General features: G+C 66.1%; 14 protein-coding genes and 2 riboswitches. Of the genes, 11 read left to right on the forward strand and 3 right to left on the reverse strand.

What is annotated here, in order from left to right; translation table 11 throughout:
• Positions 1–11: 11 nt before the first annotated feature.
• Genes RTH74_RS15570 through cobG form a run of 3 tightly spaced genes read right to left on the reverse strand, consistent with a single transcriptional unit; the run spans position 12 to position 2,684 of the window.
• A complete protein-coding gene (locus tag RTH74_RS15570; protein ID WP_316915252.1) occupies positions 12–752 on the reverse strand; it encodes a precorrin-2 C(20)-methyltransferase in 741 nt (246 codons plus the stop codon).
• Positions 752–1,378: a precorrin-8X methylmutase gene (locus tag RTH74_RS15575; RefSeq protein ID WP_316915253.1), complete on the reverse strand. Its 627-nt coding sequence runs from the start codon at positions 1,376–1,378 to the stop codon at positions 752–754. The genes RTH74_RS15570 and RTH74_RS15575 overlap by 1 nt, the downstream gene beginning before the upstream one ends.
• Positions 1,371–2,684 carry a precorrin-3B synthase gene (cobG, locus tag RTH74_RS15580; protein ID WP_316915254.1) on the reverse strand — a complete coding sequence of 438 codons (1,314 nt, stop codon included), beginning with the start codon at positions 2,682–2,684 and terminating at the stop codon, positions 1,371–1,373. Before cobG ends, RTH74_RS15575 begins: the two co-directional genes overlap by 8 nt.
• Positions 2,685–2,776: 92 nt before the next feature.
• A riboswitch (cobalamin riboswitch) is annotated at positions 2,777–2,982 on the reverse strand.
• Positions 2,983–3,038: 56 nt separating this feature from the next.
• On the opposite strand from cobG, the gene cbiE reads away from it, so the two are divergent.
• From cbiE to cfaB, 11 genes are all read left to right on the forward strand, one after another.
• Positions 3,039–4,241, forward strand: coding sequence for a precorrin-6y C5,15-methyltransferase (decarboxylating) subunit CbiE (gene cbiE, locus RTH74_RS15585; protein ID WP_316915255.1), 1,203 nt, complete (start codon positions 3,039–3,041; stop codon positions 4,239–4,241).
• A complete protein-coding gene (locus RTH74_RS15590) occupies positions 4,238–4,957 on the forward strand; it encodes a cobalt-precorrin-6A reductase (RefSeq protein WP_316915256.1) in 720 nt (239 codons plus the stop codon). Before cbiE ends, RTH74_RS15590 begins: the two co-directional genes overlap by 4 nt.
• Positions 4,958–5,124: 167 nt before the next feature.
• The gene (locus RTH74_RS15595; RefSeq protein ID WP_316915257.1) at positions 5,125–5,817 is read left to right on the forward strand and encodes a (2Fe-2S) ferredoxin domain-containing protein; all 693 of its coding nucleotides are present in this window, start codon (positions 5,125–5,127) and stop codon (positions 5,815–5,817) included.
• Positions 5,818–5,934: 117 nt separating this feature from the next.
• Positions 5,935–6,129: riboswitch (cobalamin riboswitch) on the forward strand.
• A gap of 333 nt (positions 6,130–6,462) precedes the next feature.
• Entirely contained in the window at positions 6,463–8,571 is a 2,109-nt protein-coding gene (locus tag RTH74_RS15600) for a TonB-dependent receptor (RefSeq protein WP_316915258.1), read from the forward strand.
• On the forward strand, positions 8,571–9,338 hold the full coding sequence (locus RTH74_RS15605) for an ABC transporter ATP-binding protein (protein WP_316915259.1): 768 nt from the start codon (positions 8,571–8,573) through the stop codon (positions 9,336–9,338). The genes RTH74_RS15600 and RTH74_RS15605 overlap by 1 nt, the downstream gene beginning before the upstream one ends.
• Positions 9,338–10,366 (forward strand): ABC transporter substrate-binding protein, encoded by a 1,029-nt coding sequence (locus RTH74_RS15610; protein ID WP_316915260.1) that lies wholly within the window; start codon positions 9,338–9,340, stop codon positions 10,364–10,366. The genes RTH74_RS15605 and RTH74_RS15610 overlap by 1 nt, the downstream gene beginning before the upstream one ends.
• Complete coding sequence (locus RTH74_RS15615) at positions 10,363–11,370, forward strand: iron ABC transporter permease (RefSeq protein ID WP_316915261.1); 1,008 nt, start codon at positions 10,363–10,365, stop codon at positions 11,368–11,370. Before RTH74_RS15610 ends, RTH74_RS15615 begins: the two co-directional genes overlap by 4 nt.
• Before the next feature lie 114 nt (positions 11,371–11,484).
• The gene (locus tag RTH74_RS15620; protein WP_099525107.1) at positions 11,485–11,742 is read left to right on the forward strand and encodes a hypothetical protein; all 258 of its coding nucleotides are present in this window, start codon (positions 11,485–11,487) and stop codon (positions 11,740–11,742) included.
• 56 nt (positions 11,743–11,798) lie between these two features.
• On the forward strand, positions 11,799–12,644 hold the full coding sequence (locus RTH74_RS15625) for a DUF692 domain-containing protein (RefSeq protein WP_125834144.1): 846 nt from the start codon (positions 11,799–11,801) through the stop codon (positions 12,642–12,644).
• Positions 12,635–13,429, forward strand: a complete 795-nt coding sequence (locus RTH74_RS15630; protein WP_316915262.1) for a DNA-binding domain-containing protein — start codon at positions 12,635–12,637, stop codon at positions 13,427–13,429. Before RTH74_RS15625 ends, RTH74_RS15630 begins: the two co-directional genes overlap by 10 nt.
• Positions 13,430–13,576: 147 nt before the next feature.
• Positions 13,577–14,761: a C17 cyclopropane fatty acid synthase CfaB gene (cfaB, locus tag RTH74_RS15635; RefSeq protein WP_316915263.1), complete on the forward strand. Its 1,185-nt coding sequence runs from the start codon at positions 13,577–13,579 to the stop codon at positions 14,759–14,761.
• Positions 14,762–14,788 lie beyond the last annotated feature (27 nt).

Here is a 14,788-nt window from a genome sequence, read left to right on the forward strand (position 1 = left end):
ACACGTCCGGGTTAGCCTTTCCACTTCTGCCCAGGCACCAGAATCATGGAAAAGTACGGCGAATCCATCGGCTCCACCTCGTCCAACGGCACGATCTTCTGGCTGGCCATGGTCGCGCGTTCGACGTAATGGGCACGGTCGTCCAGGCCGAGTTTGCGCAGCACGCGGCGAACCTTGTCGAAGTTGCGCCCGAGCTTCATCACCACGGCTGCTTCGGCGTCGCGCAGGCGCTGTTCCAGCTCGTCTTCCGGCAGCACGCCGGAAAGCACGCTCAGGGATTGGTTGCGGTACACCAGCGGGGTACCGAGCACCGAGGCGCAGCCGAGCATCGAGCACACGCCGGGCACCACTTCCACCTCGTAGCGGTCGGCCAGACGGTCGTGCAGGTACATGTAGGAGCCATAGAAGAACGGGTCGCCTTCGCAGATCACCGCCACGTCCTGGCCGGCATCCAGCAACTGGGCGATCTGCTCGGCGCAAGTGTCGTAAAAATCGGCGATCACATCCTCATAGCTCAGCGGCGGGGCGAGCTTTTCGGTGGTCACCGGGTAGACCAGCGGCAGGCGCTGCTGGGCGGCGTCCAGATGTTCCTCGATGATACCGAAGGCATTACCGCCATGGCCGGCATTGTGCTTGGCCTTGGCCACGAAATAGGCAACTACCGGCGCGCCTTTGAGCAGGCGCAGGGCCTTGAGGGTGAGCAGTTCGGGGTCGCCGGGGCCGACGCCGAGGCCGAGCAGACGGCCAGCCATCACTCCACCTCCGAGGCGAGGGCGTTGACTGCGGCCACCGCCATGGCGCTGCCGCCACGGCGGCCACGGACGATCACGTAGGGCACGCCACGGCTGTCTGCGGCCAGGGCATCCTTGGATTCCGCCGCGCCGATAAAGCCCACCGGCATGCCGATGATCAGCGCCGGCTTCGGTGCGCCGGCATCGAGCATTTCCAGCAGGTAGAACAGCGCAGTCGGCGCATTGCCGATCACCACCACGCTGCCTTCCAGATGCTCGCGCCAGTGCTCCAGGGCCACGGCCGAGCGGGTGTTGCCGACTTCGCGGGCAAGCTCCGGCACGCCGGCATCGTGCAGGGTGCAGATCACCGGGTTATTGGCCGGCAGGCGCGGGCGGGTGATGCCTTCGGCGACCATGCGTGCATCGCAGAGGATCGGCGCACCGGCCAGCAGCGCTGCTCGGCCAGCGGCGCCCGCGCCGAGGGAGAAGCGCAGGTCTTCCACCACGTCGACCATGCCGCAGGCGTGGATCACCCGCACGGCGAGTTTTTCCAGGTCGGCGGGGATGCCCTCGAGGTTGGCCTCGGCGCGAATGGTGGCGAAGGAGCGGCGGTAGATTTCCTGGCCGTCGCGGATGTAATCAAGCATCGGGGGTTCCTGCGGGGTGGTGGCGGGCGAACCAGGCGCCGGCTTCATCGATGGTCATGGCGGGCGCCAGCAGGCGGCCGAAACCGGACGTCTCGGGCGTGCGTTGGTAGAGTTGATAATGATCGGGCGTGCTGGCCAGCAAGGTGTAGGGCCGCACGCGGGCGCTGGCGCAACTGCGCGGGCAGGCGCTGAGATGTACCTGCGGGCGGGCGCCGCTTTCGCGCAGGCGTTCGGCCAGGTGTAGAGCGTGGTGCTTGCTGTCGGCCAGGCCGCGCGCGCAGGCCGCCGAGCCGGTGCAGGCGACCAGGCCGAGCAACGGTTCGTCGATATGCGTCAGCAGGCCGAGCTCACCTAGCGCAGCAAACAGCTCACCGCTGGCGGCTTCCGGCACATTGCCCAGCAGCACGCCTTGCCAGGGGGTCAGGCGCAGCTCGCCGTCTCCCAATCGCTCGCTGAGGTCTGCGAGCGACAGCAGCTGTTCGGCATGCAGTCGGCCCAACTGGGCGCCGGCTGCGACCATGCACAGGCCGCTCTGCGCTTGTGGATAAATCCCAGCCGGCGAGCGGTTGATCGTCGCGGCAGTCTGCCAATTGGCCGGTGCCGGCTGCAGGGGAAAATCCAGACGCGTCTGCAGGCGTTGCAACAGCTCGCTGGCCGGGATCTGTGCCAGCAACTGGCGCATGCGCGATTGTTCGGGTATCGCCAGTTCAAGGAACAGCAGCAGGAGTTCGCGCACCAGCGTGACCGTATGTGTCGCCTCGACTCGCGCCAGCGGCGCGTCGAAGGGGCAGCCGGCCAGGCCCAGCAGCAGGTACTGGTCGTCCTCGGCGGTCAGCCACAGGTCGTGGGGGTGTTCGCGCATGGCCAGGGCTTCGCCACCGTCCAGTTGCAGGGCGAACTTGGGCGACAGGGCATGCAGCTCCGGGGTGTCCTGCAGCAGGTCGAGCAACTGGCTGGCCAGCGGACGCACGTCCATCCGTGCCTGCGGGTCGAGACCGGCGGCGGGGCTGAGCATCAGGTTGCGCACATCGTCGGCAGCGGCCACTCGGGGACCGAGTTCGGCGCCGAGCAGGGCGTCGATCAGCGCGCTTTCCTGGCCAGGCAGCACGCCGCGAATCTGCAGGTTGCTGCGGTTGGTCAGATCCAGCACGCCGCTGGCACAGTGCCTGGCCGCCTCGGCAATCGCCCGCGCCTGGGCGCTGCGCAGCGCGCCGCCAGGCAGCTTGATGCGGCAGATGCCGCCATCGAGCGCGGGGACGATGCGCAGCAGGCCGGGGCAGGCGGAAGGGCGGACGGATGTGGGCAAGCGGTCACCTGTGGATAACGACGCGGCGACCGAACCAGCGAAATCCCATAGGGGACTCCATGGCATCGGTACACCCCGCCCGATGTTGGCACTCGCGACCAGCGTTCGTCGGCAGGTCTCCTGGCTGACAGGTCTTCATCCGCCGCGCCTTCCCGGTTACCCAGTGGCCGATTGCGTTGGACTCGCTGTTTACAGTTGCGGGGGCAGCTCGGTCACGATCAATGATCGCTCCGGATTCCCTCTTAGGCCCGCTGTTGAGTCGTATCGACTCAAGGGCACCGACGAAGGCGCTATTATGCCCGCTTTGCCCGGAGCGCGGACAGGCGGTCCGTCGGGCCTGTGCGAGGACATTGGATGAAACCCTGGTTGACCCTGGTCGGCATCGGCGAAGACGGCTACCCCGGCCTGGGCAAGGCCGCGCGTCGCGCCTTGCTGGCGGCCACCCGTATTGTCGGTGCACCGCGCCAACTGGCGCTGTTGCCGCCGTGCATCACGGGTGAGCGGGAAACCTGGCCCAGCCCCTTCGACCTGCAACCGCTGCTGGCGCGGCGTGGTGAAGCCGTGTGTGTGCTGGCAAGTGGCGACCCGATGTTCTATGGCGTCGGCGCCAGCCTGGTGCGCCAGATGCCGGCCGACGAGTTGCAGGTATTGCCGGCGCCGTCTTCGGTGTCGCTGGCGGCGGCGCGCCTGGGCTGGCCGTTGCAGGAGGTTGAGGTCGTTTCGCTGGTAGGGCGGCCGTTGGCCACGCTCAATGCGCGGCTGTATCCCGGCACGCGTCTGCTGGTACTGAGCGCCGATGGTGATACGCCTGGGCAGGTCGCCGAAGCCCTGCGTGCACGCGGTTTCGGCGCCAGTCGCCTGACCCTGCTGGAGCATCTGGGTGGCCCTGAGGAGCGCCGTCTCGATGGTCTGGCCGCGAGCTGGAACCTGCCACGCGGTGCCGATCTCAACCTGCTGGCCGTGGAGTGCCTGGCCGACACCGGCGCGCAACTGTTGCCACCGACCTGCGGCCTGCCGGACGACGCCTACCGTCACGACGGCCAACTGACCAAGCGCGACGTGCGCGCGGTCACCCTGGCGCGGCTGGCACCGCTGCCTGGCGAGTTGCTGTGGGATGTCGGCGCCGGTTGCGGCTCCATCGGCATCGAATGGATGCGCGCCCATCCGGCCTGCCGGGCCATCGCCATCGAGGCCAACGAAGGGCGTCAGGATCATATCCGCCACAACCGCGATGCCCTCGGCGTGCCCGGCCTGCAACTGGTCGCTGGACATGCGCCCGAAGCACTGGATGGACTGCCGGCGCCGGAAGCGATCTTCATCGGCGGCGGCGTCACCGTGCCAGGCGTGCTCGATGATTGCTGGGCCGCGCTCAAGCCGGGCGGGCGTCTGCTGGCCAACGCGGTGACCATTCAGAGCGAGGCGGCGCTGGTCGCCTTCCGTGAGCAGCACGGCGGTGAGCTGCTGCGTCTGACCGTGGCCCAGGCGCAGCCGTTGGGCGGCTTCGACACTTGGCGTGCGGCCCTACCGATCACCCTGCTGATGGTGCGCAAGCCGTGAGCGCGCGACTCCTGCTGCTTGGCGGCACTACCGAAGCGCTGCGTCTGGCGCGTCGGCTGGGCCCGGAGACGGTGTACAGTCTGGCCGGTCTGGGCCGCGTGCCGGACGACCTGGCCTGCCATGTGCGGGTTGGCGGTTTCGGCGGCGCCGAGGGGCTGGCGACCTTTATCGCTAATGAAGGCATCGAGCTACTGCTGGATCTGACCCATCCCTATGCCGCGCAGATCAGTCATAACGCCGCTCGCGCTGCCGAGATTGCCGGCGTGCCCTGCTGGGCGCTGCGTCGACCCGGCTGGCAGCCAGGCGTGGATGACGATTGGCGCGAAGTGGACGGTTGGGATGAGCTGACCCGCGCGCTGGCGCTGTTCGAGCGGCCGTTCTTCACCTCCGGGCGCGAACCACTGACGCACCTGCATGAAATTCCTGAGCACCAGCACTGGACGGTGCGCTGCCTGCAGGCCGAGCCGGCGCCGCCGCGCGCCGAGATTATCGGTGCGCGCGGGCCGTTCTCGCTGGACGAGGAACGCGCCCTGTTCGCCCGCCTGTGTTGCGACGTGCTGATCAGCAAAAACAGCGGCAGCGCCTCCACCGAGCCGAAGTTGCAAGTCGCCCGTGAGCTTGGATTGCCGGTTTTGCTGTTGCGTCGCCCGCAGTTGCCGGCGGTAACGCGTGAGTTCGCGGACTTGGACGCTCTCTACGAGGCGCTGTTCCTGTAGGGCGGGTGAAACCCGCCAACGCCGGTCTGGCGGGTTGCACCCGTCCTACGCTTGCGATCGTCGCGGCGGTTGCATCGCGCTTTATCGATCCACCGTTGTGGTGGACGTGAAAAGCGACGTCCACCCTACGCACGCTGCTAGACTGCCGGCCCGTTCTGGAGACCGTCATGAGCCAAACCCCCTACGCCCGCGTTCTGTTCATCGGCCCCGGCCTGGGTCGTGGAGCCTCGGCCGAGCGTCTGCGGCAGCGCATCGAAATGCTGCTCGGTGAAACGCACCTGCATGACACGGAGCAGGATGGTTTCTGGCTGGCCATCGATGAGGCGCCACGTCCGTTGTTGGTGGTCGATCTGGAGCCGCGCGCCGATGCTGCGCACCGCGACTGGCTGCGTGAACGTATCGCCGAGCGGGGCGGTGGAGCCAAGGTGTTCGTAGTTTGTACGGCGCTGGAGGACAGTTGGCTCGATGGACTGGGTGCGCTGTTGGCGCATCACGAAGCGCATCTCCCCTGTAGCGACGTACCGCCTGTGCCGGAGCACCACGCCTGGTCGCAGATTCCGCCGCATGCGCAACGCCTGCTGCTATGCAACGGCCCGCGCTGCACGCGAAAGGGTGCGCTGGGCCTGTGGAAAACCCTGCGCCAGCGTCTCAAGGCCGCCGGCAAGCTGGAGTGCGAGGGCGGCGTGCATATCACCCGCAGCCAGTGCCAGTTTCCCTGTGACCTGGGGCCGACCGCGAGCCTTTATCCACAGGGCGAGTGGTATGGCATCAAGGATGAAGCGGCGGTGATTCGTCTGGTCGATGAGCGCCTGGTGGCGGGTAGGGCGTTGCCGGAATTGCGTATCGACGAGCAGGCTTAACGCCCCCTTTCGCGGCTGAAGCGCAATGCCGGCCAGCCGCTCCTACAGAAGAGCAATCGCCGCTAAAGCGCCTCCCACAACATGTCCCGCGCCTTGACTTGAGCGGAGGCGGGTGGTCATATCCGCCCCGCTTCAGGTGTCTCACGCCGCCGCGCGTGAGGTGAAACGGGAAGTCGGTTCAAGTCCGACGCTGCCCCCGCAACGGTAAGCGAGCGACCGCATCGATACGCCACTGTGCGCCACGCGCATGGGAAGGCGATGCGTTCATGACCCTCGCGAGCCCGGAGACCGGCCTGGAGTCGTTTGTGTCTGGCAACCCGCGGTGGGCGGGCGTTGACTCCAGTAGGGCGCCCCGTGCCCCTGTCTGCTGTTGCGCATTTTCCATCGGATTGCCGTGCCTTTTCTCTTTGCGATGGAAGCAATATGGCGCGCCATTTCCGCTACAAGAACCTCTTTTCGTCATGCCTGAAAGTAGGGCCTGAGCCCATCTTCAGTCACCTGAAAAACAAGATAATGTTATGTTATAACTATAACATTATCGCTCCGGGCCAGGGTCATCAGCGGTCGCCACTGGCCGTTGCAAGATCTGATTCTAACGCCTCGAAGCGACTCGACGAGCCTCTTCAACGCCCCGGAATTGTTCACGTGCAACACCTCTTGCGCTTCTGTTCTCTGCCATTGGTGGTCTTGGCTGGCGGTGTCGCCCTGGCCGACGAATCCCCTGTCGATCTCCCCGCTGTCACTGTCCAGGCGCAAGCCGCGCAGGAGGGCGAGACCAGCCTGCACACGCCGACCACGGCGGGCTCGCGCCTCGACCTGTCGGCCCTGCAAACCCCAGCCAGCACCAGCAGCCTGAGCGGCGCCGAAGTACGTGAGCGCAACAACCGCAGCGCGCAGGATGCGGTGACCCGCACACCGGGCATCAGCACCATCGGCACGCCGGGCAACGGTGGCACGGCGCTGTCGGCGCGTGGCTTTAGCGGCCACGCCTCGACCATGCAGCTGTACGACGGCACGCGCCAGTACATCGGTGCAGGCACCGTGACATTCCCGGTGGACACCTGGTCGGTGGAGCGCATCGACGTGCTGCGCGGCCCGGCGTCGGTACTCTATGGCGAAGGCGCCACCGGTGCGGTGATCAACGTGGTGCCGAAGAAGCCCTTCGCCGGCGAGATCCGTAACCAGCTGCGCCTCGGCTATGGCAGCGATGACCGTCGCCAGGCCGCGCTGGACAGCGGCGGCTCGCTGAGCGAGGCCCTGAGCTACCGCTTCAATCTCAACCAGCAGGCCAGCAATGGCTGGGTCGACCGCGGTGATTCCGAGAGTCTGGCGCTGAGCGCTGCGTTGCGCTGGGATGCCAGTGACGACCTGAGCTTCAGTCTGTCTCACGACCAGGGCGACCAGAGCCCCGAGCGCTACTTCGGCACCCCTCTGGTCGATGGCAAGTACCGCGAGAGCATTCGTGATCGCAACTACAACGTCGCCAATGCTGACATTCGCTACAACGACCAGATCACCCGGCTGGTGACCGACTGGCGCATCAGCGATGCGTTGAGTGCCAGCAACCAGCTCTACTACATCAAGACCCAGCGCTACTGGCGCAACGCCGAGACCTACCGTTGGCAACCGGGCGACCTGATCAACCGCAGCAGCTTCTACGAGATCAAGCACACCCAGGAACAGGTCGGCGACCGCCAGAGTTTCACCCTGGATCACAGACTGTTCGGCCTCGACAGCCGCACCGTGGTGGGCGTGGATTACAACCGCATCCACTTCGCGCGCCAGCACGATTTCGCCAGCAGCTTCAGCGACACTGTCCCGCTGGCAGGCTCCGGTGGCGGTCAGTACCAGAGCAATGACCCACGCGGTTATGGTCCACGTGAACGCAACCTGGCGCGGCAGTTCTCGCTGTTCGCCGAGAACCGCACCCAGCTGACTGAGCGCCTGTCGCTGGTCACTGGAGTACGGCGTGATCAGGTGCATATCCAGCGTGATGATCTGCTGAGCGATAGCAGCGTCGACCGCAGCCTGAGTGGCGGCAACTGGCGCGCCGGCCTGGTCTTCGCCCTGACGCCCGAGCTGTCGCTGTACGGCCAGTACGCCACCAGCACCGAAGGGGTGAACAACCTGCTGACCCTCAGCCCGAGCCAGCAGCAGTTCGACCTGAGCGAAGCCAAGCAGAGCGAAATCGGCCTCAAGCAGATGTTCTGGAACGGCCAGGGCGAGTGGACGCTGGCCGCTTACCACATCGTCAAGAAGAAGCTGCTCAGCCGCGAAACCCCGGCTTCGCCCACCGAGCAGATCGGCCAGCAGTCCTCCGATGGCCTGGAGGCCACGCTGGAGCTGGCCCTGGGCAACGGCTGGCAGGTATCGGCCAATGCCGCCTTGGTGCGCGCCGAGTACGACGACTTCGTCGAAGGTGGCGGTGACCGCAGCGGCAATCGCCCGAGCAACGTGCCGCGGCGCACCGCCAATCTGTGGCTGAACAAGGCGCTCGGCAGCGGGGTGGATGTCGGCATGGGCGCGCGTTACGTTGACGCTCGCTACGCCGATGCGGCCAACCAGATCGAGGTGCCCGGCTACACCGTGGTCGACGCCACTATCGCCTGGCAGGCGCTGCCCGACGTGCGCCTGGGCGTGGAGCTGAACAACCTGTTCGACCGCCAGTACGCCACCACCGCCAGCAGTGCCGGCGAGCAGTGGTACCTGGGGGCGCCGCGTTCGTTGTTCGTCACTACGGACTACAGCTTCTGATGCCGCGCCTGCGTATCCGCGAGCTGGCCTGGTCGCCCGACGGCCAGCGCCCGCTGCTCGACGGCATCGACCTGGAGGTCGGCGACGGCGAGCTGCTGGGGCTGATCGGCCCCAATGGCAGCGGCAAGACCAGCCTGCTGCGCTGCGCCTACCGTTTCCAGCGGCCCAGTGCGGGTAGCGTCGAACTGGACGGCGAGGCGTTGTGGCAGCGCTCGCCGCGCTGGAGTGCGCAGCGCGTGGCGGTGGTGTTGCAGGAATTTCCCCAGGACTTCGGCCTGCGTGTGGCGGAGGTGGCGGCCATGGGCCGCACGCCGCACAAGGGCTTGTTCGATGGCGACGATGCCGAGGATCGCCGTCTGATCGACGAGGCGCTGGCGCGCGTTGGCCTCAGCGGCCTGGCGCAACAGCCATTCGTGCGATTGTCCGGTGGCGAGAAGCAGCGCGTGCTGCTGGCTCGCGCTCTGGTGCAGCAGCCGCAACTGTTGATCCTCGACGAGCCGACCAACCACCTCGACCCGCGTTACCAACTGGAGCTGCTGCGGCAGATCAAGGCGCTGGGCCTGGCGACGCTGGCCAGCTTCCACGACCTCAACCTGGCAGCGGCCTTCTGCGACCGTCTGTGCGTGCTCGACCAAGGCCGTCTGGTGGCCGCCGGTACACCCGCCGAGGTGCTGAGCGCCGAGTTGCTGCAGCAGGTGTTCGGCGTGCAGGCGTTGGTCGATACCCATCCACTGGCGGGTTACCCGCGTATTACCTGGATCGTTTGATGAAGCGTTTACGCACGGTTGCATCGGTAGGAGCGAGCTCTGCTCGCGAACCCTGGGGATCGACAAAAGCTTCGCGAGCAGAGCTCGCTCCTACACTCGTTGGCGCGTTTTTGCTGGCGTTGGCCAGCCCTACTTGGGCCGTCACCGTCACCAGCTGCGACCGTCAGGTAACCATCGAGCAGCCGCCACAGCGGGCGGTCAGCCACGACATCACCCTGACCGCCATGCTTCTGGCCTTGGGCCTGAAAGAGCGCATGGTCGGCTATAGCGGCGTCAGCGGCTGGAAGACGCCGACCCCCGAGCTGCAAGCCGATCTGGATGATCTGCCCGAGCTGGCTTCGCGTTACCCCTCGCTGGAGAACCTGCTCGATGCCGGCGCTGACTTCTTCTTCGCTGGCTGGAACTACGGCATGCGCATCGGCGGCGAGGTCACCCCGGCCAGCCTGGAGCGCTTCGGCATTCCGGTGTATGAACTCAGCGAATCCTGCGCGCACGTCACGCCTGGCCGTGTCGCCAGCCTCGACGATGTCTACAACGACCTGCGCAACCTCGGCCGCATCTTTGCCGTCGAGGCGCGTGCCGATGCGCTGGTGCACACCATGCAGGCGCGCGTGGCGGCTGTCGACGCGCGCCTGGGCCAGCAGCCCACACGGCCGCGGGTGTTCGTCTACGACAGTGGCGAGGACGTGCCCTTCAGCGCCGGACGCTTGGGCATGCCGCAACCGCTGATCGAGGCGGCCGGCGGGCGCAACGTGATGGATGGGGTGGCGGCCAACTGGATGAAGGTCGGCTGGGAGTCGGTGGTCGAGCAGGACCCGGAACTGATCCTGATCGTCGATTACGGCGAGCGCACGGCGGCGCAGAAGCGCGATTTCCTCTTGCAACACCCGGCGCTGCAAGGCGTGACGGCGATCCGCGAACGACGCTTCGTGGTGCTGTCCTACCTGGCCGTCACGCCGAGCCTGGAGAACGCGACGGCCATCGAGACGCTGGCGGCGGCGCTGCACCCCGAGGCCTTCACTCAGTGAGTCGATTTCGTCTGTTGCTGCTCGGTTTGAGCGTACTGCTGGCGCTGTCCTGCGCGGTCTCACTTGGTTTCGGCGCGGCGCAGGTGCCGCTCGAGCGGGTACTGGCGATCCTCGGCCAGCACCTGTTCGGCATCGTGCCCGAGGCAGCGGTGAGCCTTGGCCAGGACAGCATCGTCTGGCAATTGCGCGCGCCGCGGGTGCTGCTTGGCGCGCTGGTGGGCGCCGGGCTGGCGCTGGTGGGTACGGCGTTGCAGGCGGTAACGCGCAACCCGCTGGCCGACCCGCACTTGCTCGGCGTCAGCTCCGGCGCGGCCTTCGGTGCGGTAGTAGTGGTGCTCTACCTGGGCGAGTTCGCCGGTCTGCTCAGCCTGCCGCTGGCAGCCTTCGCCGGTGCGCTGGCGAGCATGCTGCTGGTGCTGGCCATCGCCAGTCGCAGTGGGCGGCTGGAGAGTGATCGCCTGCTGTTGGCCGGAGTGGCGGTGTCGTTCGTGATGATGGCGGCGAGCAACCTGCTGCTGTACCTGGGCAACCCACACGCGGCCAGCTCGGTGCTGTTCTGGATGCTCGGCGGCCTCGGTCTGGCGCGCTGGGAGCTGCTCTGGCTGCCGGCGCTGTGCCTGGCGTTGGCGTTGGCCGTGCTGCTCGGCCTGGGCCGCGCGCTAAACGCGCTGATGGCTGGCGAGCAGAGCGCGGTGAGTCTTGGTCTGGAACCGCGCCGCGTGCGCCTTTTGGTGTTCGTGGTGGCGTCGTTGCTTACCGGCGTGCTGGTGTCGCTGTCTGGCGCCATCGGTTTCGTCGGCCTGATGCTGCCGCACGTGGCGCGCTTTCTGGTCGGTGCCGAGCATCGTCGCGTGTTGCCGGTGGCGGCGCTGCTGGGGGCGCTGTTCCTAGTCTGGGTCGATGTCGCCGCGCGCACCTGGCTGGCGCCGCAGGACCTGCCCATCGGCATCGTCACTGCCGCCATCGGCGGGGTGTTCTTCGTCGCTCTACTGCGTCGGCGCTGAGGCGCTGAAATTTTTCAATCCTGCTGTAACGCTGGCTCGCCTCGTTGCTCTAGTTCAATGCCGGCACGCAAAACACCTTAGCCCGGCTAACCCAGATCACTCGAGGATACGCACATGACCATGAAATCCACCGCTGCTACTGGTGCCGCTATCGCCTTCGCTGCTGCCAGCATGTTCGCTGCTTTCTCCAGCACCGTAGCAGTGGCCGAGGAAGCCAAAGTACATTGTTACGGCGTCACGTCCTGCAAAGGCCAGAATGATTGCAAAACCGCCGAAAACAGCTGCAAAGGCCAGGGTGCTTGCAAAGGTCACGGCTTCAAATCGATGACCCTCGCTGAGTGCAATGCCGCCAAAGGTACTGTCGGCGAGTAAGTGAGCCGGGGCGGCCGCCGTTCGGTTGCCCCGCATCACCCTGCAAGGAGCCAGCGATGAATGCTCAACGCGGTAATCTGGGTTTCGGCCTGGGCCTGCGCAGCACCTACTACCAAGCCATTCTCGAGCAGCAGCCGGCCATCGACTGGTTCGAGATCGTCTCGGAAAATTACCTGGTAGCGGGCGGCAAGGCCCTCTACTTTCTCGATGCCATCGGCGAACAATACCCGCTGGTGATGCATGGCGTGTCGCTGTCGATTGGCGGCCCTCATGAGTTGGACCGCGACTACCTGCGTCAGCTCAAGCACCTCGCCACGCGCGTGCAGCCGGCATGGATCTCCGATCACCTGTGCTGGAGCCAGGGCAATGCCCACCAGTTGCATGACCTGCTGCCGCTGCCCTACACCGAGGAAAGCCTGCAGCATGTGGCCGCACGGGTGCGCCAGGTGCAGGACGTGATCGAACGGCCGCTGGTGCTTGAAAACGTCTCCAGCTATTTGCGCTGCGCCGATGATCAGTTCAGCGAATGGCAGTTTCTCGCCGCGCTCAGCGAACTGAGCGGCTGCGAGCTGTTGCTGGACGTTAACAATGTCTACGTCAGCGCGCGCAACCATGGCTTCGATGCCTGGACCTTCATCAGCAGCCTGCCCAAGCAGCGTATCCGTCAGTTGCACCTGGCCGGTCACAGCGATTACGGCAGCTACCTGATCGACACCCATGATCAGCCGGTCAGTGATCCGGTCTGGCAGCTTTATCAACGCACCCTGCAGCACCTCGGCCCGGTGTCCACACTGCTGGAGCGCGACGATCATTTTCCCGACCTGGATGTGTTGCTCGACGAGTTGAACACTGCACGCCGCTTCGCCGCCCAGGCGCTGCAAGGCACGCCGCAATGCGCCTGAGTGACTGGCAGGCGCAGGTGCAGGCCTACCTGCTGGGCCGCGATGCACAGCCCAACCCGGCGCTGCGCGCCAGTCTGCTGGGTAGCGCGGCGCTGAGTGCCGAACAGGGCCTGGCGATTTACCACAACGCCTACCGCGCGCGTCTCCTGGAAGCGTTACGGGGTGATTATCCTGCGGTGCACGGCTGGCTCGGTGATGAGGAATTCGATGCTCTGGCCCTGGCCTATCTCGATGCGCACCCCTCGCAGCATTTCAGCCTGCGCTGGCTCGGCTCGCAGCTGGCTGACTTTATCGACGGCTATCTGGTCCCGGCCCAGGCTGCGCCGCTCAGCGAGCTGGCGCGGCTGGAATGGGCTTTTACCCTGGCCTTCGATGCGCCCGATGGCTTGCCCCTGAGCCTGACGCAAATGGCCGAACTGCCGGCCGAAGACTGGCCTACCTTGCAGGTCCGCCTGCTGCCGAGCGTGCAGTGGCTGGTTTGTCGGCATAACAGCCTGGCGCTGTGGCGCGCGTGCAAGGAGCAGGGCGATTTCCCCGGCAGTCAGCCGCTGGAGGAGGTGGAGACCTGCGTGATCTGGCGCGATCAGCTGGTTACCCGCTATCGCAGTCTGGCAGCCGATGAAGCGGCGGCATTGCGGGGCATGACCGTGCACGGCTGGAGCTTCGCCGAACTGTGTGGCGAGCTGGCGCATCTCGGTGAACAGGCGCCAGCTCAGGCGGTAGGCTGGTTGCGCCAGTGGCTGACTGACGGCCTGCTGCAGCGGGTCGACAGCGCCCAGTCCTGACCGCTGCCATAGGCTGTGCAATCTGGCCGCGGATTCAGGCGTGTCCGTGCCACGCACGCCGTTAGTCGCCGCAATCGAACCCGGTGAGAGGGGCCAGGTCATCTGCATCAGGCCTCTGCAAAACACGCCTGGCCGGGAGGGACAATCATGCTTGCGCAACTGTCCACTGCACTTCGTGATCTCCAGCTACCGCTGCGCCTGAAACTCTGGGACGGCAAGCAGCTCGACCTGGGGCCGAAACCTCGGGTGACGCTGGTGGTGAAGGACCCCAGCCTGGTCACGCAACTGGCGCATCCCAGCCTGGATGCCCTGGGCGCCGCCTACGTCGAAGGCCGGGTGGATCTGGAAGGCTCCATCGAAGATGCCATCGAGGTCGGCGATGCGCTGAGTTCGGCGCTGCTCGGTGATGAATCCGCCGCGGTGGAGCTCGTCACCCGCCACGACAAGCACAGCGATGCCGAAGCCATCAGCTACCACTACGACCTGTCCAACGACTTCTACCGCCTGTGGCTGGACCGCGACATGGTCTATTCCTGTGCCTACTTCGAAACCGGCCAGGAAGATCTCGACCAAGCCCAGCAGGCCAAGCTGCGCCATCTGTGCCGCAAACTACGCCTGCAGCCGGACGACAGGCTGCTCGACGTCGGTTGTGGCTGGGGCGGGCTGGCGCGTTTCGCCGCGCGCGAGTTCGGCGCCGAGGTCTATGGCATCACCCTCAGCCAAGCGCAGTTGGAGCTGGCGCGTCAGCGTGTGGCCGAGGAGGGGCTGGGCGAGCGGGTGACCCTGGAGTTGCTCGACTACCGCGACCTGCCGCGGGACGGCCGTTTCGACAAGGTGGTCAGCGTCGGCATGTTCGAGCACGTTGGTCACGCCAATCTGCCGCTGTACGCCCAGCGCCTGTTCGAGGCGGTCCGGCCCGGTGGTTTGGTGATGAACCATGGCATCACCTCGCGCTTCACCGATGGTCGTCCGGTCGGCCGTGGTGCGGGTGAGTTCATCGACCGCTACGTGTTCCCGCAGGGCGAGCTGCCGCATCTGGTGACCATCAGCAAGGCGCTTAGCGAGGCTGGGCTGGAGATCGTCGACGTCGAGAGCCTGCGCCTGCATTACGCGCGCACCTTGCACTTGTGGAGCCAGGGCCTGGAACGGCAACTGCAGCAGGCCGCGCAGTGGGTACCGGAAAAGTCTCTGCGTATCTGGCGTCTGTACCTGGCCGGTTGTGCCTATGGCTTCCAGCATGGCTGGATGAACCTGCATCAGATCCTGGCGGTGAAGTCACGCGACGACGGCAGCCACGATCTGCCGTGGACGCGCGCCGACCTTTATTCATGATGGGGTAACATGCGGCTCGTCTTGATT

Origin of the sequence: Pseudomonas sp. zfem001, assembly GCF_032621725.1 — a bacterium.
In the GTDB taxonomy this organism is placed as follows: Bacteria; Pseudomonadota; Gammaproteobacteria; order Pseudomonadales; family Pseudomonadaceae; genus Aquipseudomonas; species Aquipseudomonas sediminis.

Coding starts and splice junctions, on each gene's coding strand:
- RTH74_RS15570 (WP_316915252.1), bottom strand. CDS start 752: ATGGCTGGCCGTCTGCTCGGCCTCGGCGTCGGCCCCGGCGACCCCGAA.
- RTH74_RS15575 (WP_316915253.1), bottom strand. CDS start 1,378: ATGCTTGATTACATCCGCGACGGCCAGGAAATCTACCGCCGCTCCTTC.
- cbiE (WP_316915255.1), top strand. CDS start 3,039: ATGAAACCCTGGTTGACCCTGGTCGGCATCGGCGAAGACGGCTACCCC.
- RTH74_RS15595 (WP_316915257.1), top strand. CDS start 5,125: ATGAGCCAAACCCCCTACGCCCGCGTTCTGTTCATCGGCCCCGGCCTG.
- RTH74_RS15605 (WP_316915259.1), top strand. CDS start 8,571: ATGCCGCGCCTGCGTATCCGCGAGCTGGCCTGGTCGCCCGACGGCCAG.
- RTH74_RS15610 (WP_316915260.1), top strand. CDS start 9,338: ATGAAGCGTTTACGCACGGTTGCATCGGTAGGAGCGAGCTCTGCTCGC.
- RTH74_RS15620 (WP_099525107.1), top strand. CDS start 11,485: ATGACCATGAAATCCACCGCTGCTACTGGTGCCGCTATCGCCTTCGCT.
- RTH74_RS15625 (WP_125834144.1), top strand. CDS start 11,799: ATGAATGCTCAACGCGGTAATCTGGGTTTCGGCCTGGGCCTGCGCAGC.
- RTH74_RS15630 (WP_316915262.1), top strand. CDS start 12,635: ATGCGCCTGAGTGACTGGCAGGCGCAGGTGCAGGCCTACCTGCTGGGC.
- cfaB (WP_316915263.1), top strand. CDS start 13,577: ATGCTTGCGCAACTGTCCACTGCACTTCGTGATCTCCAGCTACCGCTG.